Annotated in this window: 21 protein-coding genes; 14 read left to right on the top strand and 7 right to left on the bottom strand. The window is 72.0% G+C overall.

Annotation, left to right across the window (positions count from 1 at the left end; genetic code table 11):
* The first annotated feature begins 153 nt into the window (after positions 1–153).
* The 3 genes from ACWCV9_RS21285 (at position 154) to ACWCV9_RS21275 (ending at position 3,099) form a co-directional block, all read left to right on the top strand.
* Positions 154–1,188, top strand: coding sequence for a LacI family DNA-binding transcriptional regulator (locus ACWCV9_RS21285; protein WP_385843380.1), 1,035 nt, complete (start codon positions 154–156; stop codon positions 1,186–1,188).
* A gap of 206 nt (positions 1,189–1,394) precedes the next feature.
* Positions 1,395–1,751, top strand: coding sequence for a YciI family protein (locus ACWCV9_RS21280; protein ID WP_450788647.1), 357 nt, complete (start codon positions 1,395–1,397; stop codon positions 1,749–1,751).
* Positions 1,752–1,794: 43 nt separating this feature from the next.
* Positions 1,795–3,099, top strand: a complete 1,305-nt coding sequence (locus tag ACWCV9_RS21275; protein WP_450788645.1) for an RNA polymerase sigma factor — start codon at positions 1,795–1,797, stop codon at positions 3,097–3,099.
* A gap of 16 nt (positions 3,100–3,115) precedes the next feature.
* Here ACWCV9_RS21275 and ACWCV9_RS21270 read toward each other — a convergent pair whose 3' ends face one another.
* Complete coding sequence (locus ACWCV9_RS21270) at positions 3,116–4,279, bottom strand: THUMP-like domain-containing protein (protein WP_450788643.1); 1,164 nt, start codon at positions 4,277–4,279, stop codon at positions 3,116–3,118.
* 91 nt (positions 4,280–4,370) lie between these two features.
* Between ACWCV9_RS21270 and ACWCV9_RS21265 the strand changes: the two genes are divergently transcribed.
* From ACWCV9_RS21265 to groL, 4 genes are all read left to right on the top strand, one after another.
* Positions 4,371–5,318 carry a polysaccharide deacetylase family protein gene (locus tag ACWCV9_RS21265; RefSeq protein WP_450788642.1) on the top strand — a complete coding sequence of 316 codons (948 nt, stop codon included), beginning with the start codon at positions 4,371–4,373 and terminating at the stop codon, positions 5,316–5,318.
* Entirely contained in the window at positions 5,315–6,142 is an 828-nt protein-coding gene (locus ACWCV9_RS21260; RefSeq protein WP_450788640.1) for a polysaccharide deacetylase family protein, read from the top strand. Before ACWCV9_RS21265 ends, ACWCV9_RS21260 begins: the two co-directional genes overlap by 4 nt.
* A gap of 214 nt (positions 6,143–6,356) precedes the next feature.
* Positions 6,357–6,665: a co-chaperone GroES gene (groES, locus tag ACWCV9_RS21255; RefSeq protein ID WP_039652762.1), complete on the top strand. Its 309-nt coding sequence runs from the start codon at positions 6,357–6,359 to the stop codon at positions 6,663–6,665.
* 116 nt (positions 6,666–6,781) lie between these two features.
* Positions 6,782–8,407 carry a chaperonin GroEL gene (gene groL / locus ACWCV9_RS21250; protein ID WP_450788639.1) on the top strand — a complete coding sequence of 542 codons (1,626 nt, stop codon included), beginning with the start codon at positions 6,782–6,784 and terminating at the stop codon, positions 8,405–8,407.
* An 84-nt stretch (positions 8,408–8,491) separates the two neighbouring features.
* On the opposite strand, the gene ACWCV9_RS21245 is transcribed toward groL, so the two are convergent.
* The 3 genes from ACWCV9_RS21245 to ACWCV9_RS21235 all read right to left on the bottom strand — a co-directional run bounded on the left by ACWCV9_RS21245 (position 8,492) and on the right by ACWCV9_RS21235 (position 10,793).
* Entirely contained in the window at positions 8,492–9,199 is a 708-nt protein-coding gene (locus ACWCV9_RS21245) for an ester cyclase (RefSeq protein WP_450788637.1), read from the bottom strand.
* 99 nt (positions 9,200–9,298) lie between these two features.
* Positions 9,299–10,072 carry an SDR family NAD(P)-dependent oxidoreductase gene (locus ACWCV9_RS21240; RefSeq protein WP_450788635.1) on the bottom strand — a complete coding sequence of 258 codons (774 nt, stop codon included), beginning with the start codon at positions 10,070–10,072 and terminating at the stop codon, positions 9,299–9,301.
* A 52-nt stretch (positions 10,073–10,124) separates the two neighbouring features.
* Positions 10,125–10,793 carry an MOSC domain-containing protein gene (locus ACWCV9_RS21235; RefSeq protein ID WP_450788633.1) on the bottom strand — a complete coding sequence of 223 codons (669 nt, stop codon included), beginning with the start codon at positions 10,791–10,793 and terminating at the stop codon, positions 10,125–10,127.
* A gap of 79 nt (positions 10,794–10,872) precedes the next feature.
* On the opposite strand from ACWCV9_RS21235, the gene ACWCV9_RS21230 reads away from it, so the two are divergent.
* Positions 10,873–11,772, top strand: a complete 900-nt coding sequence (locus ACWCV9_RS21230) for a LysR family transcriptional regulator (protein ID WP_450788632.1) — start codon at positions 10,873–10,875, stop codon at positions 11,770–11,772.
* 99 nt (positions 11,773–11,871) lie between these two features.
* Here the strand turns inward: ACWCV9_RS21230 and ACWCV9_RS21225 are convergent, their stop codons facing one another.
* Positions 11,872–12,201, bottom strand: a complete 330-nt coding sequence (locus ACWCV9_RS21225; RefSeq protein WP_385843393.1) for a WhiB family transcriptional regulator — start codon at positions 12,199–12,201, stop codon at positions 11,872–11,874.
* Between the two features lie 381 nt (positions 12,202–12,582).
* Here ACWCV9_RS21225 and ACWCV9_RS21220 point away from each other — a divergent pair, with 381 nt between their 5' ends.
* The 4 genes from ACWCV9_RS21220 (at position 12,583) to ACWCV9_RS21205 (ending at position 17,842) form a co-directional block, all read left to right on the top strand.
* Positions 12,583–13,194, top strand: a complete 612-nt coding sequence (locus tag ACWCV9_RS21220; protein ID WP_003948568.1) for a response regulator transcription factor — start codon at positions 12,583–12,585, stop codon at positions 13,192–13,194.
* Positions 13,195–14,299: 1,105 nt separating this feature from the next.
* Positions 14,300–14,887, top strand: a complete 588-nt coding sequence (locus ACWCV9_RS21215) for a sigma-70 family RNA polymerase sigma factor (protein ID WP_385843395.1) — start codon at positions 14,300–14,302, stop codon at positions 14,885–14,887.
* A gap of 163 nt (positions 14,888–15,050) precedes the next feature.
* Entirely contained in the window at positions 15,051–16,556 is a 1,506-nt protein-coding gene (gene guaB, locus ACWCV9_RS21210) for an IMP dehydrogenase (RefSeq protein WP_450788630.1), read from the top strand.
* A 161-nt stretch (positions 16,557–16,717) separates the two neighbouring features.
* Positions 16,718–17,842 (top strand): GuaB3 family IMP dehydrogenase-related protein, encoded by a 1,125-nt coding sequence (locus ACWCV9_RS21205; protein ID WP_450788628.1) that lies wholly within the window; start codon positions 16,718–16,720, stop codon positions 17,840–17,842.
* Between the two features lie 86 nt (positions 17,843–17,928).
* Here the strand turns inward: ACWCV9_RS21205 and ACWCV9_RS21200 are convergent, their stop codons facing one another.
* Positions 17,929–18,468, bottom strand: coding sequence for a hypothetical protein (locus tag ACWCV9_RS21200; protein ID WP_450788627.1), 540 nt, complete (start codon positions 18,466–18,468; stop codon positions 17,929–17,931).
* Between the two features lie 168 nt (positions 18,469–18,636).
* Complete coding sequence (locus tag ACWCV9_RS21195) at positions 18,637–19,845, bottom strand: nucleotide sugar dehydrogenase (RefSeq protein ID WP_385843401.1); 1,209 nt, start codon at positions 19,843–19,845, stop codon at positions 18,637–18,639.
* Between the two features lie 282 nt (positions 19,846–20,127).
* On the opposite strand from ACWCV9_RS21195, the gene ACWCV9_RS21190 reads away from it, so the two are divergent.
* The gene (locus ACWCV9_RS21190; protein ID WP_450788625.1) at positions 20,128–21,834 is read left to right on the top strand and encodes a glycerol-3-phosphate dehydrogenase/oxidase; all 1,707 of its coding nucleotides are present in this window, start codon (positions 20,128–20,130) and stop codon (positions 21,832–21,834) included.
* A gap of 231 nt (positions 21,835–22,065) precedes the next feature.
* Positions 22,066–24,123: a serine/threonine-protein kinase gene (locus ACWCV9_RS21185; RefSeq protein WP_450788624.1), complete on the top strand. Its 2,058-nt coding sequence runs from the start codon at positions 22,066–22,068 to the stop codon at positions 24,121–24,123.
* Positions 24,124–24,132: the final 9 nt, after the last annotated feature.

The raw sequence follows: 24,132 nt of genomic DNA, 5'->3' as shown, positions 1-24,132 counted from the left end.
GAACTCCCGTCTGACTCAGCTGGACTCTGGCTGTGGCTGTTCGGTTCTCTGTACGGCGACTACGAATGTTTCGAAGTGTATAGCGAATGTTCCGGGAACCTATGGCCCGCGAAGGCCTTCGTCAAGGGGTGCTGCGGCGATACGATCGCGGGCATGAAGCCTTCGAAGCCCGCAGAAACGCAGACGGCGACCCTCGCCGAAATCGCCCGTGAGGCCGGGGTCTCCGCTCCGACTGTTTCGAAGGTGCTCAACGGCCGTGCCGACGTGGCCCCGGCGACCCGCACCCGGGTCGAGGAACTGCTGCGCGCCTACGGCTACCGGCGCCGACGCGCCGAGGCCTCCCGCTCCCCGCTGATCGACCTGGTCTTCCACGAGCTGGAGAGCGCCTGGGCGATGGAGGTCATCCGGGGCGTGGAGAACGTGGCCCGGGACGCCGGGCTGAGCGTGGTGCTGTCCGAGTCGGCCGGCCGGCTCACCCCGGGCCGCACCTGGGCCGACCAGGTCGCCGCCCGCCGGCCGCACGGGGTGGTGCTGGTGCTGTCCGGGCTCGACGAGTCCCAGCGGGCGCTGCTGACCAGCCGGTCCATCCCGTTCGTGGTGATGGACCCGGCCGGCGACCCGGGCCCGGACGTGCCGTCCGTCGGGGCCACCAACTGGCAGGGCGGGCTCGCCGCCACCCGGCACCTGGTCGACCTCGGGCACACCCGGATCGGCGCGCTCAGCGGCCCGTCCCGGATGATGTGCGCCCGGGCCCGGGTCGACGGCTACCGGGCGGCGCTGGAGACCGCCGGCCTGCCCGTCGACCCCTCGCTCGTGCTGACCGGCGACTTCCACCACGACGCCGGCTACCGGCTGGGCCTGGAGCTGCTGCGCCGCCCGGACCGGCCGACGGCCGTCTTCGCGGGCAACGACCTCCAGGCGCTCGGGCTGTACGAGGCCGCCCGTGAGCTGGGGCTGCGCATCCCGGAGGACCTCAGCGTGGTCGGCTTCGACGATCTGCCGGTGGCCCGCTGGGTCGGCCCGCCGCTGACGACCGTACGGCAGCCGCTGACCGAGATGGCCGAGGCGGCCGCCCGGCTGGTGCTGGAGCTGGGGCGCGAGCAGCAGGAGCCGGCGGCGAGCCGGGTGGAGCTGGCGACGAGTCTGGTGGTGCGGTCGAGTACGGCGGCGCCGGTGGCCGAAAGTTGATGTTTTGACGGGTTGGGTGGATGTCCCGACATTCCTCCGAAGTCAATCGGTTGCTCAGTCGAAACTTTCGGAGTCACCTGCACCGTCAGGCGCCATCGCCGCAGCCGGAAAAAACTTCGGCGGGGGTGTCGATTCGGGGCGGGGCCCGTTCGACACACAGGTGAGCGGCGGGGGAGAGGCCCCGCCCCCCACCGAAGGAGTGCACCATGCCCCGCTATCTGTCGATCGTGCGCGTCGACGAGTCCACCGCCCCGGCCGAGGGCCCCAGCCCCGAGCTGATGGAGCGCATGGGCGCGCTCATCGAGGAGATCACCAAGGCGGGCGTCATGCTCGACACCGCCGGACTCACCCCGCACAGCCAGGGCCGCCGGGTGCGCTGGGAGGGCGGCCAGGTCACCGTCACGGACGGGCCGTTCACCGAGTCGAAGGAGGTCATCGGCGGATACGCCCTCATGCAGTGCAAGGACATGGACGAGGCCATCGAGTGGACCAAGCGGTTCCTCAAGGCCCATGAGGAGTACTGGACCGTGACCTGTGAGGTACGCGAGATCGCCGAGGGCTGAGGCGCCTGGCGCGGTGCGGTACGGGGGTGTTGCATGGTGGGCTGTGGAACCACAGCCCACCCCGGCGCACCCCGACACCGCCCGGCACGACACCGCCCGGCACGACACCGCCCAGGCCATCGAGACCGTCTTCCGTCTGGAGTCCCCGCGCGTGATCGCCGGCGTCGCCCGGATCGTCCGGGACGTCGGCCTCGCCGAGGAACTGGTGCAGGACGCGCTGGTCGCCGCCCTGGAGCAGTGGCCCCGGGACGGCGTGCCCGACAACCCGGGCGGCTGGCTCATGGCCACCGCCCGGCACCGCGCCGTCGACCTGATCCGGCGCCGCGAGACCTACGCCCGCAAGCTCGCCGAGATCGGCCGGGACCTGCGGACGGCGCCGCCGGCATACGACGAGCCCGCCGACCCGGACGACATCGACGACGACCTGCTCCGGCTGGTCTTCACCACCTGCCACCCGGTGCTGTCCGCCGAGGCCCGCACCGCGCTCACGCTGCGGCTGCTCGGCGGTCTGACCACCGCCGAGATCGCCCGCGCCTGCCTGGTCCCGGAGCCGACGGTCGCCCAGCGCATCGTCCGCGCCAAACGCACCCTGGCCCGGCGGAACGTCGCCTTCGAGGTGCCGTACGGCCCGGACCGCGCGGCCCGCCTCGGCTCCGTCCTGGACGTCATCTACCTGATCTTCAACGAGGGGTACGCGGCCACCGCGGGCGACGACTGGCTGCGCCCCGGGCTGTGCGAGGACGCCCTGCGGCTGGCCCGTGTGCTGTCCGCGCTGATGCCCAAGGAGCCGGAGGTGCACGCGCTGACCGCGCTGCTGGAGTTCCAGGCCTCCCGCACCGCCGCCCGCACCGGACCGGACGGCGAACCGGTGCTGCTCCAGGACCAGAACCGGCGCCGCTGGAACCGTCTGCTCATCGCCCGCGGCGTGCAGGCCCTCTCCCGCGCCGAGGCCCTGGCCCCCGGCGCCCCGGGCCCGTACGCCCTCCAGGCGGCCATCGCCGCCTGCCACGCGCACGCGTACACGTACGAGGAGACCGACTGGCCCACCATCGCCACCCTGTACGACCTGCTCGCGGCCCGCGCTCCGTCCCCCGTGGTGGAGCTGAACCGCGCGGTCGCCGTCGCGATGGCCGAGGGCCCCGCCGCGGGCCTGGCGCTGGTGGACGCCCTGGCCGGCGAACCGGCCCTGCGCGACTACCACCTGCTGCCCAGCGTCCGCGGCGACCTGCTGTCCCGGCTGGGCCGTACGACAGAGGCACGGGCCGAGTTCACGCGCGCGGCCGGCCTCACCCGCAACGAACGCGAACGCACCCTGCTGCTGCGCCGCGCCGCGAAGACGCCGGACTAGGGCATTTCCCTTCGGATCAGGCGGGGCGGCCGACGAGCATGGTCGGGGCACCGGCCACCCGGGTCAGGAAGACGGTCGCCGCGTTCGGGCCCTGCGGCTTGACCTTTCTGCGCAGCTCCTCCGGCTCGACGGCCGACCCGCGCTTCTTCACGGTCAGCGTGCCGACCGCCCGCTCCCGCAGCAGCGCCTTCAGCTTCTTCACGTTGAAGGGCAGCAGGTCCGTGATCTCGTAGGCCGAGGCGTACGGCACGGGCCGCAGCTCGTCGGCGGTGACGTACGCGATGGTCGCGTCGATCAGTCCGCCGCCGACCTGCTCGGCCACCTCGGCGACCAGGTGCGCGCGGATCACGGCGCCGTCCGGCTCGTACAGATAACGCCCCACCGGCCGTACCGCGGGATCGGGCAGCCCCTGGCCGAGCAGCGTGCGCGGGCCGGGCAGCAGCGTGGCCCGGACCGCGCCGGGCGCGCCGGTCCCGAACCACAGCACCGCCTCCTTCACATCGCCGCCGTCGGAGATCCACTCCGCCTCGGCCTCGGCGGGCACCGCCTCGTGCGGGATGCCGGGCGCGATCTTCAGCGCGGCGCGGGGCGCCGCCAGGGCCTTGCCGACGGCCCAGGACAGCGGCGGCGAGTACGCCTCCGGGTCGAAGATCCGCCCGCGGCCCCCGCGCCGGGCCGGGTCCACGAACACCGCGTCGTACCCGGCGGTGTCCACCTCCGTGACATCGGCCTCCCGCACCTCGATCAGCCCGGCGAGCCCGAGCGCCTCGGCGTTGGCCCGCGCCGTGGCCGCCGTCACCGGGTCCCGGTCCACGGCGAGCACCCGGATCCCGGCCCGGGCGAGCGCGATCGCGTCCCCGCCGATCCCGCAGCACAGGTCGGCCACCGAGGCGACGCCCAGCTCCTTCAGCCGGGCCGCCCGGTACGCCGCCACGCTCGCGCGCGTCGACTGCTCGACCCCGTTGGGCGTGAAGTACATCCGCTGGGCGTCCGCCGCGCCGAACTTCGCCGCCGCCCGCTGCCGCAGCCGGGCCTGGCCGAGCGCGGCCGACACCAGCTCGGCCGGGTGGTCGCGGCGCAGCCGGGTGGCGACGGCGAGTTCGTCCGCCGGGGCGGTGTCGCGGACCTCGGCGAGGAGGGCACGGCCTTCGGGGGTGAGGAGGAGAGCGAGGTCGTTCACCGGGTCATTGTGGGCCAGTCGGTGGATGGTGCGCGTGCGGTGGGTGGTGTCGGGCCGGGTGGCCGGGTGGGGCCTGGGAGGATCCGGCACCATGCGAGTAGTCGTACAAAACGATAAAAATCGGGCCGGGCTGCGATGCGGTTCCCGAGCCCGCGTCCGCCGGACGGCCCTCGGCTGCGCCGCCGCCGCGCTGGCCTCGGCCGCGCTCCTCGCCGGCTGCGCCGGTCCCGACTCCGTCGCCCCCGCGGCCCCCGCCGCCCCCGGCCAGGGCGGCCCCGCCCACGGCGTGAGCCCGAAGGCCCGGCGGGCCGCCGAACACGCCCGGCTGGTCGCCGCCGCCCGGCGCTGGGGGCTGGACGAGGTCCCACTCACCCCGCCCGCCCCGCCCAGGAAGAAGCCGGAGATCACCGCACGTCCCGGCTTCGAGGTCGACCACCAGGAGGACTGGGACCTGCCCCCGGTCTTCACCACGATCCCGACCCGCGACAAGGTCGTCTTCCTCACGATCGACGACGGCTCGGAGAAGGACCCCCGGTTCCTGAAGATGATGCAGGACCTGAAGATCCCGTACACCGCCTTCCTCAGCAACTACCTGGTGAAGGACGACTACGGCTACTTCCGGAAGATGCAGTCCTACGGCCACACCCTCAACAACCACACCCTGCACCACCCCTACCTGCCGGGCCTGTCCTACGAGGAGCAGAAGGACGAGATCTGCGGCATGCAGGACATCATGGAGCGGGAGTTCGGCAAGCGCCCGACCGTCTTCCGCCCGCCCTACGGCAACTACAACCAGGACACCCTGCGCGCCGCCAAGGCCTGCGGCATCAGATACGCGCCGATCTGGAACGAGGAGGTCTTCGTCGACCACTGGGAGTTCCGCGAGGACGACCAGCAGTTCCGCAAGGGCGACATCGTCCTGACCCACTTCCGCGGCCGCTCCGACTGGAACGGCACGATGGTCGACGACATGCGCCGCTTCCTGAACCGGATCACGCGCGAGGGCTACGCGGTGGCCCGCCTGGAGGACTACCTGTGAGGCCGCGGCGGGGCCCGGCCGCGGTCCTCGCCGCGGCCCTCCTCGCGGCCGCCCTCCTCGCCGGCTGCGCCCAGTCCGTCGACCCCATCGAACGCCTGGGCAGAAAAGCGGCCCAGGAGGTGCGCCCGCACGGCCCCGCCCCCGACCAGCCGTACCGCCACTGGGGGCTGAGCGAACCGCTCGCCCGGCCCCCCGCACCGCCCGCCGGCCGTCCGCTCGCGGCCCGCCCGGGCCGTCGCGCCGCCCCGCCCGTCCTGGACCACGTCCCCACCCGGGACCGGGTCGTCTTCCTCACCTACGACGACGGCGCCGAGCGCGACCCCCGCTTCCTCGCCATGGTCCGCGAACTCCGGCTCCCGGTGAGCCTCTTCCTCACCGACAGCGTCGCCGGCCCCGGCTACCCGCACGTCGCCCGGCTGCACCGGCTCGGCGCCGGCATCGAGAACCACACCCTGGACCACCGCGCCCTGCCCGGAGTGCCGTACGCCGGCCAGCGCGCCGAGATCTGCGGCCAGCAGAGCCGCCTCGCCTCCCGCCTCGGCGTCCACCCCCGGCTGTTCCGCCCGCCCTACGGCAGGTACGACACGGTCACCCTGCGCGCGGCGGCCGACTGCGGCATCTCGGCGATCGTGCTGTGGCGGGCCGCGATGACCCCGGCCGGCCTCGTCTACCCCCACGGCGAACACCGGCTCGGCCCCGGCGACATCGTCCTCGTCGGCCCGGACGGGACGACGGGCCCGTCCCTGCGCGAGCGGACCGCGCGGCTGCTGCGCCGCATCCAGCGACGGGGACTGACGGTCGGACGGCTGGAGGACTACCTCTAGGACCAGCCACGGGGGGCGTTCCGTGCGACGCGCGGCCGGAATTGGCACTCGGCTTGACCGAGTGCTAATCGCGGTCATAGTCTCGCTCTGGCACTCCCCCCTGGAGAGTGCCAACAAACGCGACGGGCAGGTCCGGCACCCGCGACGACGGATCGACCTGGTCGCCACCTCAGACAGTTAACCCCGTGAGATCTCCGAAGGGGGAGGTCGGATCGTGACGACCGCCAGCTCCAAGGTTGCCATCAAGCCGCTCGAGGACCGCATCGTGGTCCAGCCGCTCGACGCCGAGCAGACCACGGCTTCCGGCCTGGTCATCCCGGACACCGCGAAGGAGAAGCCCCAGGAGGGCGCCGTCCTCGCCGTGGGCCCGGGCCGGTTCGAGAACGGCGAGCGTCTGCCGCTCGACGTCAAGGTCGGCGACGTCGTCCTCTACAGCAAGTACGGCGGCACCGAGGTGAAGTACAACGGCGAGGAGTACCTCGTCCTCTCGGCTCGCGACGTTCTCGCGATCATCGAGAAGTAAGACCACCTCAAGCATTCTGAGCTGCGCCCCTGGCCCCCGCGACCGATAACGAAGCCGGGCGCCCGGGGCGCAGTTCGGTTTTTCACCCACAGATTTCCGAGAGGGCTCCCGCTGTCATGGCGAAGATCCTGAAGTTCGACGAGGACGCCCGTCGCGCCCTCGAGCGCGGCGTCAACAAGCTGGCCGACACGGTGAAGGTGACGATCGGCCCCAAGGGCCGCAACGTCGTCATCGACAAGAAGTTCGGCGCCCCCACCATCACCAACGACGGTGTCACCATCGCCCGTGAGGTGGAGATCGAGGACCCGTACGAGAACCTCGGCGCGCAGCTGGTGAAGGAGGTGGCGACCAAGACCAACGACATCGCGGGTGACGGCACCACCACCGCCACCGTCCTCGCCCAGGCGCTGGTCCGCGAGGGTCTCAAGAACGTCGCCGCCGGTGCCTCCCCGGCCGCCCTGAAGAAGGGCATCGACGCCGCGGTCAAGGCCGTCTCCGACGACCTGCTGGCCACCGCCCGCCCGATCGACGAGAAGTCCGACATCGCCGCCGTCGCCGCGCTGTCCGCCCAGGACCAGCAGGTCGGCGAGCTGATCGCCGAGGCCATGGACAAGGTCGGCAAGGACGGTGTCATCACCGTCGAGGAGTCCAACACCTTCGGTCTGGAGCTGGACTTCACCGAGGGCATGGCCTTCGACAAGGGCTACCTGTCGCCGTACTTCGTCACGGACCAGGAGCGCATGGAGGCCGTCCTCGACGAGCCCTACATCCTGATCAACCAGGGCAAGATCTCCTCCATCCAGGACCTGCTGCCGCTGCTGGAGAAGGTCATCCAGGCCGGCGCCTCCAAGCCGCTGCTGATCATCGCCGAGGACGTCGAGGGCGAGGCCCTGTCGACCCTGGTCGTCAACAAGATCCGCGGCACCTTCAACGCCGTCGCGGTGAAGGCCCCCGGCTTCGGCGACCGCCGCAAGGCGATGCTCCAGGACATGGCCGTCCTCACCGGCGCCACCGTCATCTCCGAGGAGGTCGGCCTCAAGCTCGACCAGGCCGGTCTCGACGTGCTCGGCACCGCCCGCCGCGTCACCGTCACCAAGGACGACACCACGATCGTCGACGGCGGCGGCAAGTCCGAGGACGTCACCGGCCGCGTCGCGCAGATCAAGGCCGAGATCGAGAACACGGACTCCGACTGGGACCGCGAGAAGCTCCAGGAGCGCCTCGCGAAGCTGGCCGGCGGCGTGTGCGTGATCAAGGTCGGCGCCGCCACCGAGGTGGAGCTGAAGGAGAAGAAGCACCGTCTGGAGGACGCCATCTCCGCGACCCGCGCCGCGGTCGAGGAGGGCATCGTCTCCGGTGGTGGCTCCGCCCTGGTGCACGCCTCCAAGGTCCTCGAGGGCAACCTCGGCAAGACCGGCGACGAGGCCACCGGTGTCGCGGTCGTCCGCAACGCCGTGGTCGAGCCGCTGCGCTGGATCGGCGAGAACGCCGGCCAGGAGGGCTACGTCATCGTCTCCAAGGTCAAGGACCTGGAGAAGGGGCAGGGCTACAACGCCGCCACCGGCGAGTACGGCGACCTGGTCAAGGCCGGCGTCATCGACCCGGTGAAGGTCACCCGCTCCGCCCTGGAGAACGCCGCCTCCATCGCCTCCCTGCTGCTCACGACCGAGACCCTGGTCGTCGAGAAGAAGGAAGAGGAAGAGCCGGCCGCCGCGGGCCACGGCCACGGCCACGCCCACTGAGCGAACCGGTCACCGCGCGTCCTGTGACGCGCGGACCGTGACGATGGCCCGGTGCCGCCCTTGCGGCGCCGGGCCATCGGCCGTTCACTGCTCCAGTTCGTCCAGCGCGCCGAGCTGCTGCATCAGCCCCAGCTGGTCGTGCTGCCACCACAGCTCGGCGATCTTTCCGCCGGCACCGAAGCGGAACAGGGTCATCCCGGTCATGGTGACCTTCCGGCCGGTGGGCGGGATGCCCAGGAAGTCGCCGGTGTGCGTGGCCCGCCACGTCCACCGCGCACAGGCCCGGTCCCCCTCGGTGAACACGTCATCGAGCGACCAGGTGAAGTCGAAGGCGCCCCGCCACATCCGGAACTCGCTGCGGACGTTGTCCAGCCCGATGGTGTCCTGCGGATTCACCGGGTCATGGCTGTGGATGTCCTCCTCCAGCAGGTCGTTGAACGGAGCCAGCTCGCCGGCCTGCTCCAACGCGGCGAAGAACCTGCGGACGGTGTCCTCCGACAGCCGCTCGTCCCGTACGACGTCCAGGTCGACGAAGGTCGGCATCTCGTCGCACAGCGCGACCATCCCCTCGAAGATCCGGTCGGTCTCCGGCAGGTTCGAGTTCCGCATCGCCTCCTCGTAGGAGGAGAACTCCACCACTTCCACGATGTGCGACGCGTCCGAGCGGTCCTTGCCGACCAGCGCGTGCCGCGCCGTCCGCTTCCCCTTGGTCTGCTCGACCCAGTCGTCCATGAGCCGGTTCATCTCGTCCAGCCGGCTCGTCTTGCACTCGATGAGCTGTACGAAGGTCATGACGCCGCCTCCCGGCCCCCCTGGCCCGGTTTCCGTCAGGCCCATCTTCCCACCGGGGCGACGGCGCCACCCGTTCACCGACGGGTGCGGCCCTGGGGCCTACTGCGGCCCGTACTTGCGCCCCGTCTTCGAGGTGACCCCGCCGAGCAGCCCCCGGGGCGCCACCTTCACCAGGCCCATCAGCGCCTTGTACCGGGGGTCCGGGATGGACAGCGTCCGGCCGCGCGCGAGATCGGCGAGCGCCGCGGCGACCAGCTTGTCGGCGTCCAGCCACAGCCAGCCCGGGATGTTGTCCGTGCCCATCCCGGCCCGCTGGTGGAACTCCGTGCGCACGAAGCCCGGGCACAGCGCCATCAGCCGCACCCCGCTGCCCGCCAGGTCCCGCGCCGCGCCCTGGGTGAACTGCACGACCCACGACTTGGAGGCGCCATAGGTCCCCCGGGGCACGAAGGCCGCCACCGAGGCGACGTTGACGACCCCGCCCCGGCCGCGCTCCCGCATCCCCTCGACCGCCGCCGAGGTCAGCCGCAGCACCGCCTCGCAGTGCACCTTGAGCATCTTCAGCTCGTCGGCCATGGGCACCTCGAGATAGCGGCCCTTGTTGCCGAAACCCGCGTTGTTGACCAGCAGGTCGACCGGGTTCTTCCGGTCGCCGAGCCGGTCGGCCACCGCCTCGATGCCCTTGTCCTCGGACAGGTCGGCGGTCAGCACCTCCGCCTCGATGCCGTGCCGGTCGTGCAGTTCCGTCGCCTGCTCGCGCAGTCGGCGGGTGTCCCGCGCCACCAGGACCAGGTCATGTCCGTCCGCCGCCAGCCGCCGCGCGAACGCGGCACCGATCCCCGCGGTCGATCCCGTAATCAGAGCCGTTGTCATGGCCCAAGGGTAGTGACCCGCACCGACAGCGCCCGCTGCCGGTGACCGGCCCTCAGCCGCCCTGTTCCGCCACGTACTTACGGGCCGCCGCCAGCGACTCCGAGTGCAGCGCCTCGCCCGCGGCCAGCAGCCGCGGCAGCAGTTCCCGCTCCGTGGTGGCCGCGCGGAACTGCATCTCCGCCGTCACCCCGTGGTCCGGCCGGTGGACGATCTCGATCGCGTCGCCCGCGCGGATCTCACCCGGCTCGATCACCCGCAGGTAGGCACCGGTCGCGGCCTTCCGGGTGAACCTCTTCACCCATCCCCGCTCGCCCAAATGGCCCTCGAAGGTGCGGCACGGGATCCGCCCGGCGGTCACTTCGAGGACCAGTTCCGCGCCGATCCGCCAGCGCTCGCCGACCAGCGCCCGGGAGACCTCCAGCCCGATCGTCGTGAGGTTCTCGCCGAAGCAACCGTTGGCCAACGGTCGGCCCAGCTCGCGCTCCCAGTCGTCCAGGTCCTCGCGCGCGTAGGCGTACACCGCCTGGTCGTCTCCGCCGTGGTGGCGCAGCTCGCACACCGCGTCCCCGGCCAGCCCGCTCGCTCCGGTCCCCTTGGGCCCCGGTGCCGTCACCCGCACCGGCCCGTCGACCGGCTTCTTGTCGATGCCCGTCACGCCGTCCCGCTGGCTCGTGTACGGCACCCGCTGCGGACGGCCCAGGTTGAGGGAGAGAAGCTTCATGCCGGTACGGTACGGGACCTGCCTCAAAGCGTCGAGCGATTATTGGGTGCTTTCCCTAAGGCTGCCTTATGCTCAAGGGGTGATCGAGGCACGTCATCTCCGCGTCCTGCGCGCCGTAGCCGCCACCGGTTCCTTCTCGGCGGCGGGGCGCGAACTGGGCTGCACCCAGCCCGCCGTCAGCCAGCAGATGAAGGCCCTGGAGACCTCCGTGGGCACCCCGCTGCTGGTGCGCAGCGGCCGCGAGATGCGCCTCACCCAGGCCGGCGAGGCCCTCGTCCGGCACGCCTCCGGCATCCTCGCCGGACTCACCGCCGCCGAGGAGGAGGTCGCCGCCATCGCGGGCCTGAGGGCCGGCCGGGTCCGGCTGGTCTCCTTCCCCAGCGGCAGCTCCACCCTGGTCCCCACCGCCCTGGCCGCCCTGCGCGCCGCCCACCCGGGCACCCGTGTCTCGCTGGAGGAAGCTGAGCCCCCGAAGTCCGTCGCCCTGCTCCGTGACGGCGACTGCGACCTGGCGCTCGCCTTCCGCTACGAGGGCGCGGCCGTCGCCGAGGACTGGGACGACCTCGTCGTCCGCCCCCTGTTGACGGACCGTCTGGTGGCCCTCGTACCGGAACGGCACCGTCTCGCGCGCGCGGAGACCGTCGCCATCGGCGAGCTGGCCGAGGAGCCCTGGATCGCGGGCTGCCCCCGTTGCCGGGGCCAGCTGGTGGAGGTGTGCGAGGGGGCCGGCTTCAGCCCGCGCATCGACTTCGCCACGGACGACTATCCGGCGGTGGTCGGCCTGGTCGGCGCGGGCCTCGGGGTCGCCGTACTGCCCCAGCTGGCGGTGGAGTCGGTACGGCCCAGGGGAGTGCGTGCGGTCCGGCTGGAGCCGGCGGTACGGCGGGAGATCGTCGCCCTCACCCTGCCCGACCTGGCACAGGTGCCGGCCGTGGCGGCGACGCTGGAGCAGCTGGCGCGCGCGGCCCGGCGGCCGTAAAGGCCGGAGGAACCCGGAGCCGCGGGTGCGGCTTCTACGCGGCCTGCTGTGTGCGTACTTTTCGCAGAAACGTTCCTTCAGGCGTGCTTCAAGCTCTTCTCAGGCGGTCGAGGCGGTGCCGCCGGAGCCGGCCGAGGCCGGTACCAGGCGGTTGCGGGCCCGCCCCATCAACTCTTCGCGCTCGTCCTCGGTCAGGCCGCCCCACACTCCGTACGGCTCGCGCACCGCCAGCGCGTGCGCCGCGCACTCCGCACGGACCGGGCACCTCATGCAGACCTCCTTGGCCGAGTTCTCGCGAGCGCTCCGTGCCGCCCCGCGCTCGCCCTCCGGGTGGAAGAAGAGCGAGCTGTCCACCCCGCGGCAGGCAGCCAGCAGCTGCCAGTCCCACAGGTCCGCGTTCGGTCCGGGAAGGCGGGAGAAATCTGCCATTACGTGACCCCTTGTAGCCGTTCTGGGCGGATACGGTGCCAACGACCGTACATCTCCGGTCTAAGGAGATGAAAATATGACTCATTGCGAATCTAGCCTCGGACACCACGAAACGGGAAGAAAAGGGTCCAAATGGGGCATAGGTTGTGATGAAAAGTTGAGGGTCTCTTGGTCGTGACTGCACCGTGTCGGGCCCCTCACGTAGAGTGCCGAAGACGGCACGCGGGCCCGTAACTCTTTCGAGTGACCGTCGTTGAGAGTGCGGAGGCGGTTGAGAACACAAGCGCTCGGGCAGGCGTCCGAGGCGGTCGACCGCACAGGTGACGATTCCGTACCAGCCTGGAGGCTCAAGGTGACGCGCATCAGCTGCGGAGGGCGGTCATGACATCCGTCCTCGTCTGCGACGACTCCCCGCTTGCCCGAGAAGCGCTCCGCCGCGCGGTCGCGACCGTGCCCGGCGTCGAGCGCGTGACGACGGCGGCCAACGGCGAGGAAGTCCTCCGCCGCTGGGGCGCCGACCGCTCCGACCTCATCCTGATGGACGTGCGCATGCCCGGCCTCGGCGGTGTCGAAACCGTCCGCCGGCTGCTCTCCGCCGACCCCGGCGCGCGCATCATCATGCTCACGGTCGCCGAGGACCTGGACGGCGTGGCCCTCGCGGTCGCCGCCGGCGCCCGTGGCTACCTGCACAAGGACGCCTCGCGCGCCGAACTGCGGGCCACGGTGACCCAGGCGCTCGCCGACCCCACCTGGCGCCTCGCGCCGCGCCGTCTCCGCTCGGCCGAGATGGGCGCCGCGCCCACGCTCACCGCGCGGGAGATCCAGGTGCTGGAGGGCATGAGCCACGGCCGTTCCAACGCCGAGATCGGCCGTGAGCTGTTCCTCTCCGAGGACACCGTGAAGACGCACGCGCGGCGCCTGTTCAAGAAGCTCGGCGCCTCGGACCGGGCCCACGCGGTGGCGCTCGGCTTCCGCTGGGGTCTGGTCCGGTAGGACGTGCACAGCCCTGCGGGGCGGACGGCGCGCCAGCGCACCGGCCGCCTCCCGGGACCCGGCACCCCCGACGGGCAACGGCATCGGCGATGGCGGCCGGGCGACTCGGCGGCCCCTCCTTGGCATCCGGCCCCGGCCGGGTGCGCCGGAGGCACCGGCTGCGGCGGGGTGGTGGGTACGGGCGGGGGCGCCTGTGGCCGGAACGGCGGGAGCCGGCGTCGTACGGCGGTGATCGGCGGCGCGGCTGCCGTGCCGGCCGTGCGGGCCGTCTCCGTGGCTGGTCGCCGTGCGGTGTCGGGCGTGGCTGCGGTGTCGGTGGCCGGTCGGCTCGGGGCGTCTGGCGTGGCTGCGGTGTCCGTGGCTGGTCGCCTTGAGGTGCCTGCCGTGCCGGCTGTCTCCGTGCCCGGTCGTCTTGGGGCGTCCGCCGCCTGTGACTGCCGTTGCGATGACTGGGGCGCCCGGCCGGTGGCCGTGGGCGCGTTCGGCGTTGCGCCGGGCAGGGTGGCGGGTGATGTGCGGGCCGGTGGGGCCGCCGTGACGGTGCCGGCTGCTGGGCCTGTCGGCGAGGCTGTGACGGTGCCGGCTGCTGTGCCTGTCGGCCGTGCCGGGGCTCGTTCGGCTGCTGTGCCGGATGCTGTGTGGATTGTTGTGCCCGTCGCCGCGTCGGGTGCCGTCCCCGCCATGGGCGCCGCGTCTGCGCGCACGCTCGGTGCGGCGTCGGCTGTCGAGTCACGCGCTGCGTGCGGTGCCGGCTCGGGGGCCGGTCCGGGCCGGAAGGTTCCGCTGGTGGGGAGAGACGCCCCCGGCTGCCTGGGCGCCACCGCGCCCCCCTCTCCGGCCGCCCCCGGGGACGGCCGTCCGTGCGGCAGGTGCCGGGCCGGTCGGATGCGCCGGTTGGCGGGGGGTGCCGGGGTCTGGCGGACGCGCGCTGCTCGTTTCGGCGCGGATGCCGCATCCTTGAGGTGTGGAGTCTCTCGGGGACGAGTCGGTCGAGCGGAAGGGGAGGGCGCAGGGAATGAGTGCCGGCGCACCTGCTCATAACGCTTCGGTGCACAACCACGAGCACGATGCGACGGACCGGACGGCCGCAGGGCACCATGGACCGATGCGCGACGACGAGGCGGGCACAGCCCAGGGGGCGATCGGCTCCCTCGTGCATCGTGCCGTCGACGGTGACGAGCAGGCCACGCACGATCTGCTCGCCCATGTCCACCCCCTCGCGCTGCGCTACTGCCGCACCCGGCTGTCCCGGCTGCCCGGCGACGCCCGGCACTTCGTCGAGGACCTCGCCCAGGAGGTCTGCGTGGCGGTGCTGCTCGCGCTGCCCCGCTACCGCGACACCGGCCGCCCCTTCGAGGCGTTCGTGTTCGCCATCGCCTCCCACAAGGTCGCCGACCTCCAGCGCGCCGCGATGCGCCACCCCGGTTCGACGGCGGTGCCCTCCGACGAGATGCCGGAACGGCCCGACGACTCCCTCGGCCCGGAGGAGCGCGCCCTGCTCAGCAGCGACGCCGAGTGGGCCAAGAAGCTGCTGGCCAACCTGCCCGAGAACCAGCGGGAACTGCTGCTGCTGCGCATCGCCGTGGGCTTGACCGCGGAGGAGACCGGGCAGATGTTGGGAATGTCACCCGGAGCCGTCCGGGTCGCCCAGCACCGGGCGCTGAGCCGGCTGCGCGCGCTCGCCGAGCAGTAACCCCTTGGGCAAAGCCCCCGCCGTGGCCTTTCCTGACCAGGCGCAGGCCTGCTGTCGTACGAACATACGAAGCCTGAAGCGACCCAGTACCGTGGAATTTGCTAGCGATGCTTCCCGTTAGCATGGACATCCGCACCGATCAAGGCCATTTGGGGAAGGTGTCATGACTGCCAACGTCGACGGAGTGCCCGGTAAATTCGCGACACTCGGGCTGACCTACGACGACGTGTTGCTGCTGCCGGGCCCGTCGGACATGGCTCCCGACGAGATCGACACCGCCTCGTACGTCTCCAAGAACGTGCGGGTCAACATCCCGCTGCTGTCGGCCGCCATGGACAAGGTGACCGAGTCCCGCATGGCGATCGCGATGGCCCGCCAGGGCGGTGTCGGCGTGCTGCACCGCAACCTGTCCATCGAGGACCAGGCCAACCAGGTCGACCTGGTGAAGCGCTCCGAGTCCGGCATGGTCACCGACCCCATCACCATCCACCCCGAGGCCACGCTCGCCGAGGCGGACGCGCTGTGCGGCAGGTTCCGCATCAGCGGCGTCCCGGTGACGGACAACGACAAGAAGCTCCTCGGCATCGTCACCAACCGTGACATGGCCTTCGAGAGCGACCGCAGCCGCCGCGTGCACGAGGTCATGACCCCGATGCCGCTGGTCACCGGCAAGGTCGGCATCTCCGGCCCGGAGGCCATGGAGCTGCTGCGCAAGCACAAGATCGAGAAGCTGCCGCTGGTGGACGACTCGGGCGTCCTCAAGGGCCTGATCACGGTCAAGGACTTCGTCAAGGCGGAGAAGTACCCGAACGCCGCCAAGGACGCCGAGGGCCGGCTGCTGGTCGGCGCGGCGGTCGGTGTGGCCGGTGACTCCTTCGAGCGCGCCCAGGCACTGATCGAGGCCGGTGTCGACTTCATCGTCGTGGACACCGCGCACGGCCACTCCCGGCTGGTCGGCGACATGATCGCCAAGATCAAGTCGAACTCCTCCGGGGTGGACGTCATCGGCGGCAACATCGCCACGCGCGACGGCGCCCAGGCGCTGGTGGACGCGGGCGCCGACGGCATCAAGGTCGGTGTCGGCCCGGGCTCCATCTGCACCACGCGCGTGGTCGCCGGTGTCGGCGTCCCGCAGGTCACCGCGATCTACGAGGCCGCGCTCGCCGCCCGGGCCGCCGGTGTCCCGGTGATCGGTGACGGTGGCCTCCAGTACTCCGGCGACATCGCGAAGGCCCTGGTCGCGGGCGCCGACACGGTGATGCTGGGCTCGCTGCTCGCGGGCTGTGAGGAGTCCCCGGGCGAGCTGCTGTTCATCAACGGCAAGCAGTTCAAGTCGTACCGCGGCATGGGTTCGCTCGGCGCGATGCAGTCCCGCGGCGACCGCAAGTCCTTCTCCAAGGACCGCTACTTCCAGGAGGGCGTCGCCTCCGACGAGCAGCTGATCCCCGAGGGCATCGAGGGCCAGGTGCCCTACCGCGGCCCGCTGTCCTCCGTGGTCCACCAGCTGGTCGGCGGTCTGCGCCAGTCGATGTTCTACGTCGGCGGCAAGACCGTGCCCGAGCTCCAGGCCAACGGGCGGTTCGTGCGGATCACCTCGGCGGGTCTGAAGGAGAGCCACCCGCACGACATCCAGATGACGGTCGAGGCGCCGAACTACAGCAGGAAGTAGCTCTCAGGTAGCACGCGCGCACCTCCACGCGTGCGCGTGAGCGCGGCCCAGGGCGGCTCCGGAGCATCCGGGGCCGCCCTTGTGGTCCCCGCGGAGGGCCGGTGTCGTAGCCGTCGGCGATACTGGAAGGCGCTGAAACGCATCAGGGAAAGGCCACAGACGTGACTGAGATCGAGATCGGGCGCGGCAAGCGCGGCCGCCGGGCGTACGCCTTCGACGACATCGCCGTCGTCCCCAGCCGCCGTACGCGGGACCCGAAGGAGGTCTCGATCGCCTGGCAGATCGATGCCTACCGCTTCGAGCTGCCCTTCCTGGCCGCCCCCATGGACTCCGTCGTATCGCCGGCCACCGCGATCCGCATCGGCGAGCTGGGCGGTCTGGGGGTGCTCAACCTCGAGGGCCTGTGGACGCGGTACGAGGACCCGCAGCCGCTGCTCGACGAGATCGCCGAGCTGCCGGCCGAGCGGGCCACCCGCAGGCTCCAGGAGATCTACGCGGCGCCCATCAAGGAAGAGCTGATCGGCGCCCGCATCAAGGAGGTGCGCGACTCCGGCGTGGTCACGGCGGCCGCGCTCTCCCCGCAGCGCACCGCCCAGTTCTCCAAGGCGGTCGTGGACGCGGGCGTGGACATCTTCGTCATCCGCGGTACGACGGTCTCGGCGGAGCACGTGTCGTCCGCGGCCGAGCCGCTGAACCTGAAGCAGTTCATCTACGAGCTGGACGTCCCGGTGATCGTCGGCGGCTGCGCCACCTACACCGCGGCCCTGCACCTGATGCGTACCGGTGCGGCCGGCGTGCTGGTCGGCTTCGGCGGCGGCGCCGCGCACACCACGCGGAACGTGCTGGGCATCCAGGTCCCGATGGCCACCGCGGTGGCCGATGTGGCGGCGGCCCGCCGTGACTACATGGACGAGTCCGGTGGCCGCTATGTGCACGTGATCGCGGACGGCGGTGTCGGCTGGTCCGGTGACCTGCCGAAGGCGATCGCCTGCGGCGCCGACGCGGTGATGATGGGCTCCCCGCTGGCCCGCGCCACGGACGCGCCCGGCAAGGGCCACCACTGGGGCATGGAGGCGGTCAACGAGGAGCTGCCGCGCGGCAAGAAGGTCGACCTCGGCACGGTCGGCACCATCGAGGAGGTGCTCACCGGCCCGTCGCACACCCCGGACGGCTCGATGAACCTCTTCGGTGCCCTGCGCCGCGCGATGGCCACCACCGGCTACAGCGAGCTGAAGGAGTTCCAGCGGGTCGAGGTGACGGTGGCGGACAGCCAGCACCGCCGCTGACCGCTGTGCGATGACGCGAGGGCCCGGCCACCGATGCGGTGGCCGGGCCCTTTCGCGTGGGGGGGTGCTCCCGTAGGGGCGCTGGGTTACTGGGCGGCCTTCTTGGTGCCGGAGAACGCGGCGGCCGCGGCGATCGCGAAGAACACGAAGGTCAGCGGGTCCGCGTCCTGCTTCCATGCCTCCTGGACGACGTCGAAGTGCTGGAAGAACACCTCGGTGAAGCTCACGTCGAGCGCGTTGGCGCCGATCACGGCCTCGCCGACCAGCTGGCCCATGTAGACCGAGCCGAGCGCGAGCAGAGCGCTCACCACCGCCAGGGCGGGGTTGCGGCCGCCGACCTTGCCGGCCGCGAGACCGATGACGAAGCCGACGCCGACGGCCGCCCAGCCGATCTCGTGCTTGGTGAGGCCGATGACGATGCCGTAGACCGCGGCGGCGATCACGGCGGCCGCGACGGCGGCGAGCAGGCCGCCGACGAGGTTGTTACGGCCCGGCGCGGGCGGCGCCGGCGGGCCGGCGAAGCCGCCCGGCTGCGGCGGGTACGGCTGGCCGGCCGGCGGCTGCTGCGCGTACGGGTTGCCGTCCGCGGGACCGGGCTGGTGCGGCGGTGGAACTGACTGGCTCATGACAGGAACCCCCCGATGGTGGAGCATGGCTGCTGAAGGACAGACGGAGAACGTTTGCTCGCACACACACGCGTGCGCGGCGAGTCCGGGGGAGACTAACAGCCGGGGGCGACAAAGCCCCCGGCCGTTTTCCGTTCGTGACGGCTGTTCTCCGTTCGTGACCCGCACTCAGAGCCGGTGCGCCGCCCCGGTGGGCGTGGCCCCGCGGGTGTCCAGCAGCAACTGGGCCTTCACCGACAGACCCTGGAGGTCGTATGTGCGGTGCTGCTGGAGCAGGATCGTCAGATCGGCGTCCGCGGCGGCCTCGTAGAGGGAGTCCGCGCGCGGCACCGGGCGGTCCAGGACGCTCCACGCGGGCACGTACGGGTCGTGATAGCTGACGGACGCGCCGAGTTCCATCAGCCGTACGGCGATCTCGTGGGCCGGCGTGCCCTGTTGGTCGGCGAGGTCGGCCTTGTAGGTCACGCCGAGCAGCAGCACACGCGCGCCACGGGCGGACTTGCCGTGCTCGTTCAGGAGCGCGGCGGCGCGCTGGACGACGTACCGCGGCATCCGGTGGTTGACCTGCTGGGCCAACTCCACCATGCGCAGCGCGCGGGGGGTCTGCCCGGTGAGGTCCTGCGGGACGCCGTGGCCGCCGACGCCGGGGCCGGGCCGGAACGCCTGGAAGCCGAACGGCCTGGTCTCCGCGCACCGGATGACGTCCCACAGGTCCACGCCCAGCTCGTGGCAGAGGACGGCCATCTCGTTGACGAGGGCGATGTTGACGTGCCGGAAGTTGGTCTCCAGCAGCTGCACGGTCTCCGCCTCGCGCAGGCCGCGCGCGCGTACCACCTTGTCGGTGAGCCGGCCGTAGAAGGCGGCGGCCGACTCGGTGCACGCGGGTGTGAGGCCGCCGATGACCTTCGGGGTGTTGGCGGGGGTGTGCTCGCGGTTGCCGGGGTCGACCCGGCTGGGCGAGTAGGCGAGGTGGAAGTCGCGGCCGGCGCGCAGCCCCGAACCCTGCTCCAGCAGCGGCCGCAGGAACTCCTCGGTGGTGCCGGGCGGCACCGGCGACTCCAGGATGACCGTGGTGTGCGGGCGGAGCCGTTCGGCGAGGGCGCGGGCGGCGGCCTCCACCTGGCCGAGGTCGAGGCCGCCGTCGGCGCCGCGCGGGGTCGGCGCGCAGATCACCGCCGTACGCACCCGGCCGAGCTGGGCCGGGTCGGTGGCGGGCCGGAAGCCGGAGGCGTGCATCCGGCGCAGCTCGGCCGGACTGAGCGAGCCCGCCTCCGGACCGGTGGCATAGCCGATGGTGGGGATGCCTGCGGCGACGGCGGCCTGGGCGAGCGGCAAGCCGTAGGGACCGAGTCCGATGACGGCGAGGTCTGCGGGCATGGCGTGAGCCGTCCTTCCCAGTAGCCGAAGCGGGACAGGTGCGCAACCGCTGTGGACAAGATGAGCGAGCGCACTGTCACACTAGGAGTAAATATGACCGTTATGTGGGATTGTGTTCGTGTGTCTTTCCAGGGGGCTGCACGAGTTGTCCACAGCGCCCCGGCCCCTGGTGGCTGAAGCCGGGCAAGCCGGTCAGAATTTGGGCATGAGGAGGGGATGAACCGGGCTTCGCCCACCCGGGTGCGGCCGACGCGAGCGGGTCAGCGACAGCGGGAGGCAGCGGTGAGGACAGCGACTCTGGGTCCGGCGCAGCGCGCCGGGGCACTGGCGGCGATGGCGGAGCGCGAGCTGGACGTACTGGTCGTGGGCGGCGGCGTGGTCGGCGCCGGCACCGCGCTGGACGCCGTCACCCGCGGCCTGTCCACCGGCCTGGTCGAGGCCCGCGACTGGGCGTCCGGCACCTCCAGCCGGTCCAGCAAACTCATCCACGGCGGCCTGCGCTATCTGGAGATGCTCGACTTCGCGCTGGTCCGCGAGGCGCTGAAGGAGCGCGGCCTGCTCCTGGAGCGGCTCGCCCCGCACCTGGTCAAACCGGTGCCCTTCCTCTACCCGCTCCAGCACCGGGGCTGGGAGCGGTGGTACGCCGGCTCGGGCGTCGCCCTCTACGACGCGATGTCCATGGCCCGCGCGCACGGCCGGGGCCTGCCCCTGCACCGCCACCTGACCCGCCGTCACGCCCTGCGCGTGGCCCCCTGCCTGAAGAAGGACGCCCTGGTCGGCGCCCTCCAGTACTACGACGCCCAGATGGACGACGCCCGCTTCGTCGCCACCCTGGTCCGCACGGCCGTGTCCTACGGCGCCCAGGCGGCCAACCGCGCGCGCGTGACGGCGTTCCTGCGCGAGGGCGAGCGGGTCGTCGGCGCCCGGGTGCGGGACGTGGAGGGCGGCGGCGAGTACGAGATCCGCGCCCAGCAGATCGTCAACGCCACCGGCGTGTGGACCGACGACACGCAGGCCATGGTGGGGGAGCGGGGCCGGTTCCACGTCCGCGCCTCCAAGGGCATCCACCTGGTCGTGCCCAAGGACCGCATCCACTCCACCACCGGACTGATCCTGCGCACCGAGAAGTCCGTCCTGTTCGTCATCCCCTGGGGCCGGCACTGGATCGTCGGCACCACCGACACCGACTGGGACCTCGACAAGGCCCACCCGGCCGCGTCCAGCGCCGACATCGACTATCTGCTGGAGCACGTCAACTCGGTGCTCTCGGTGCCGCTCAGCCGCGACGACGTGCAGGGCGTGTACGCGGGTCTGCGCCCGCTGCTGGCCGGCGAGTCCGACGCCACCAGCAAGCTGTCCCGCGAGCACACGGTCGCCCACCCGGCACCGGGGCTGGTGGTCGTGGCGGGCGGCAAGTACACCACCTACCGGGTGATGGCCAAGGACGCCGTCGACGAGGCCGTGCACGGACTGGACCGGCGCGTCGCCGACTGCGTGACCGAGGAGACCCCGCTGCTCGGCGCGGAGGGCTACCAGGCGCTGTGGAACGCCCGCGCCCGGATCGCCGCCCGCACCGGACTGCACGTGGTCCGCGTCGAGCACCTGCTGAACCGGTACGGCTCGATGGCCGAGGAGGTCCTCGACCTCGTCGCCGCCGACCCCTCGCTCGGCGAACCGCTCCGGTGCGCGGACGACTATCTGCGCGCCGAAGTGGTCTACGCGGCCTCGCACGAGGGCGCCCGACACCTGGACGACGTCCTCACCCGGCGCACCCGCATCTCCATCGAGACCTTCGACCGGGGCACCCGCAGCGCCCGCGAGGCGGCCGAGCTGATGGCGCCGGTGCTCGGCTGGGGCAAGGACCAGATCGAGCGCGAGGTCGAGCACTACGAGAAGCGGGTGGAGGCGGAGCGGGAGTCCCAGCTCCAGCCGGACGACCAGACGGCGGACGCGGCCCGGCTGGGCGCACCGGACATCGTGCCGCTGTGAGAACCGCCTGAAACGAAGTCAGCGGCACGGCGCCAGGGGTGGCTTCGGTGGCGGTTCCTCCCTTTCGCACGCACTTTCGCGCGGACTGTCGTTCCGGTAAGCGGAATTCGTCCTTCATCAGGGCTTCCGGCGTACGGAGGCGTGGGCCGGTGCCGGGGCCCCTGGGCGTCGGCCACTTGTCGAGTGAGAGACAATGGAGGCTCTGTCAGGGCGGGTTGTATGAGGGGACGCATGTCGGAGGCGGAGCGGGCGGGTACATCTCGTCAGGAGACTCGTCAGGACAAGAGCGAACGGCGTCTCCTCGCCGGGCGGTACCGGCTGGGAGACGTGCTGGGCCGCGGCGGCATGGGCACGGTCTGGCGCGCCGAGGACGAGACCCTGGGCCGTACGGTCGCGGTCAAGGAGCTGCGGTTCCCGTCGAACATCGACGAGGACGAGAAGCGGCGCCTGATCACGCGCACCCTGCGTGAGGCCAAGGCGATCGCCCGGATCCGCAACAACAGCGCGGTCACGGTCTTCGACGTGGTCGACGAGGACGACCGGCCCTGGATCGTCATGGAACTGGTGGAGGGCAAGTCCCTCGCCGAGGTCATCCGCGAGGACGGCCTGCTGGAGCCGAGGCGCGCCGCCGAGGTGGGGCTCGCCATCCTGGACGTGCTCCGCTCCGCGCACCGCCAGGGCATCCTGCACCGGGACGTGAAGCCCTCCAACGTGCTCATCGCCGAGGACGGCCGGGTCGTGCTCACCGACTTCGGCATCGCCCAGGTCGAGGGCGACCCGTCCATCACCTCCACCGGCATGCTCGTCGGCGCCCCCTCCTACATCGCCCCGGAGCGCGCCCGCGGCCACAAGCCCGGCCCGGCGGCCGACCTGTGGTCGCTCGGCGGCCTGCTCTACGCGGCGGTCGAGGGCGTCCCGCCGTACGACAAGGGCTCGGCGATCGCCACGCTCACCGCGGTGATGACCGAGCCCCTGGACGAGCCCAAGCACGCGGGCCCGCTCAGGGACGTCATCTACGGCCTGCTCACCAAGGACCCGGCCAAGCGGCTCGACGACGCCGGGGCCCGGGCCATGCTCAACGCCGTGATCCACGCGCCCGAGCCGGAGCCGATGGACGCCACCCGGGTGGTGCCACTGCCGGTGCCGCCCGGCGGGGGCGAGGGCAAGCGGGGCGAGGACGCCGCGGACAAGTTCCGCGGGGCGCTGCGGTCGGTGCGCAAGGCGGCCGGCGCGGCCACCGCCGGGGGCGCGACGCGGGCCAGAAGCGGCAGCGGTAGCAGCGGTGGTGGCAGCGGCACGGCCGTGCCGGGCGCCGGTGGTGCGCCGGGCGTGGGCGGGGCCGGATCCCGCGGAACGCGGCCGTCCGTGCCCCCGGCCAGGACGGCTGCGGACGGCATAGCAAGACCGGCGGGTCCGGCCGCCGGTTCCGCCACCGTGCCGAACTCCGGCTCGGGCAACAAGCCCGGCACGGGCTGGCCCGTGGTGCCGCCACCGGACCTGGACCTGCCGCCGCGCCCGGTGCCGCGGGCCCCGCTGACCGATGTGGTGCCCCGGCGCACGCTGGTGGTCATCGCGGTGGTGGTCGCGCTCGTGGTGCTGGGCACCGTACTGGCCTTCGCACTGAGCGGTGACGACAGCGGCGACAAGGGCGCCTCGGCCACGTCCCGTACGACGGCCGGGGCCACCACCCGCCAGCAGAAGGGCAAGGACGCGAACGCGGACACCGGAGCCCGGACGGACGGCGCGAGTTCGGCCCCCACCGGCACCGGTGCGGCGCCGGGCGGCAGGGCGGCCTCCGGTGCGAGCGCGTCCGCCGACGCCTCCGCCTCCGCCGCGGCGAAGGACGCCGGCAGCGCACCGGCCGTCAGCACGCGCAAGGGCGGCCAGGGCTACTCGATCGGACTGCCCAAGGGGTGGGCGTACAAGTCCAGCGACGGCGCCGGCGACCGCTACACCGGCCCCGACGGACAGAAGCTGCTCGTGGCCTGGACCGGCACGCCCAAGGGTGACCCGGTGGCGGACTGGAAGAACCAGGAACACGCCATGATCCGTCCCCAGTACCAGCGGATCCGGATCGAGAAGGTCGGCTACCGCGGCTGGAACACGGCCGACTGGGAGTTCACCTACGTCGACGACGGCACCAAGTACCGCACCATCGACCGGGGTTTCGTGGTGAACGGCCATCTCGGCTATGCCCTGATGTACACCGCGAAAGCCGCGAACTGGGACAGCGAGCTGCGCAAGGACACCTGGAAGACACTGCGGAAGTCCTTCGAGCCCAAGTCCTAATGCAGGGCA

The organism is Streptomyces sp. NPDC001606, from assembly GCF_053596835.1.
This window is presented reverse-complemented; position numbering and strand designations above follow the sequence as displayed.

Excerpts from the sequence above, each read along its gene's own strand:
- ACWCV9_RS21285 (WP_385843380.1), top strand. The coding sequence starts at position 154 with ATGAAGCCTTCGAAGCCCGCAGAAACGCAGACGGCGACCCTCGCCGAA.
- ACWCV9_RS21280 (WP_450788647.1), top strand. The coding sequence starts at position 1,395 with ATGCCCCGCTATCTGTCGATCGTGCGCGTCGACGAGTCCACCGCCCCG.
- ACWCV9_RS21265 (WP_450788642.1), top strand. The coding sequence starts at position 4,371 with ATGCGAGTAGTCGTACAAAACGATAAAAATCGGGCCGGGCTGCGATGC.
- groL (WP_450788639.1), top strand. The coding sequence starts at position 6,782 with ATGGCGAAGATCCTGAAGTTCGACGAGGACGCCCGTCGCGCCCTCGAG.
- ACWCV9_RS21245 (WP_450788637.1), bottom strand. The coding sequence starts at position 9,199 with ATGACCTTCGTACAGCTCATCGAGTGCAAGACGAGCCGGCTGGACGAG.
- ACWCV9_RS21240 (WP_450788635.1), bottom strand. The coding sequence starts at position 10,072 with ATGACAACGGCTCTGATTACGGGATCGACCGCGGGGATCGGTGCCGCG.
- ACWCV9_RS21235 (WP_450788633.1), bottom strand. The coding sequence starts at position 10,793 with ATGAAGCTTCTCTCCCTCAACCTGGGCCGTCCGCAGCGGGTGCCGTAC.
- ACWCV9_RS21225 (WP_385843393.1), bottom strand. The coding sequence starts at position 12,201 with ATGGCAGATTTCTCCCGCCTTCCCGGACCGAACGCGGACCTGTGGGAC.
- ACWCV9_RS21220 (WP_003948568.1), top strand. The coding sequence starts at position 12,583 with ATGACATCCGTCCTCGTCTGCGACGACTCCCCGCTTGCCCGAGAAGCG.
- ACWCV9_RS21215 (WP_385843395.1), top strand. The coding sequence starts at position 14,300 with ATGCGCGACGACGAGGCGGGCACAGCCCAGGGGGCGATCGGCTCCCTC.
- guaB (WP_450788630.1), top strand. The coding sequence starts at position 15,051 with ATGACTGCCAACGTCGACGGAGTGCCCGGTAAATTCGCGACACTCGGG.
- ACWCV9_RS21200 (WP_450788627.1), bottom strand. The coding sequence starts at position 18,468 with ATGAGCCAGTCAGTTCCACCGCCGCACCAGCCCGGTCCCGCGGACGGC.
- ACWCV9_RS21195 (WP_385843401.1), bottom strand. The coding sequence starts at position 19,845 with ATGCCCGCAGACCTCGCCGTCATCGGACTCGGTCCCTACGGCTTGCCG.
- ACWCV9_RS21185 (WP_450788624.1), top strand. The coding sequence starts at position 22,066 with ATGTCGGAGGCGGAGCGGGCGGGTACATCTCGTCAGGAGACTCGTCAG.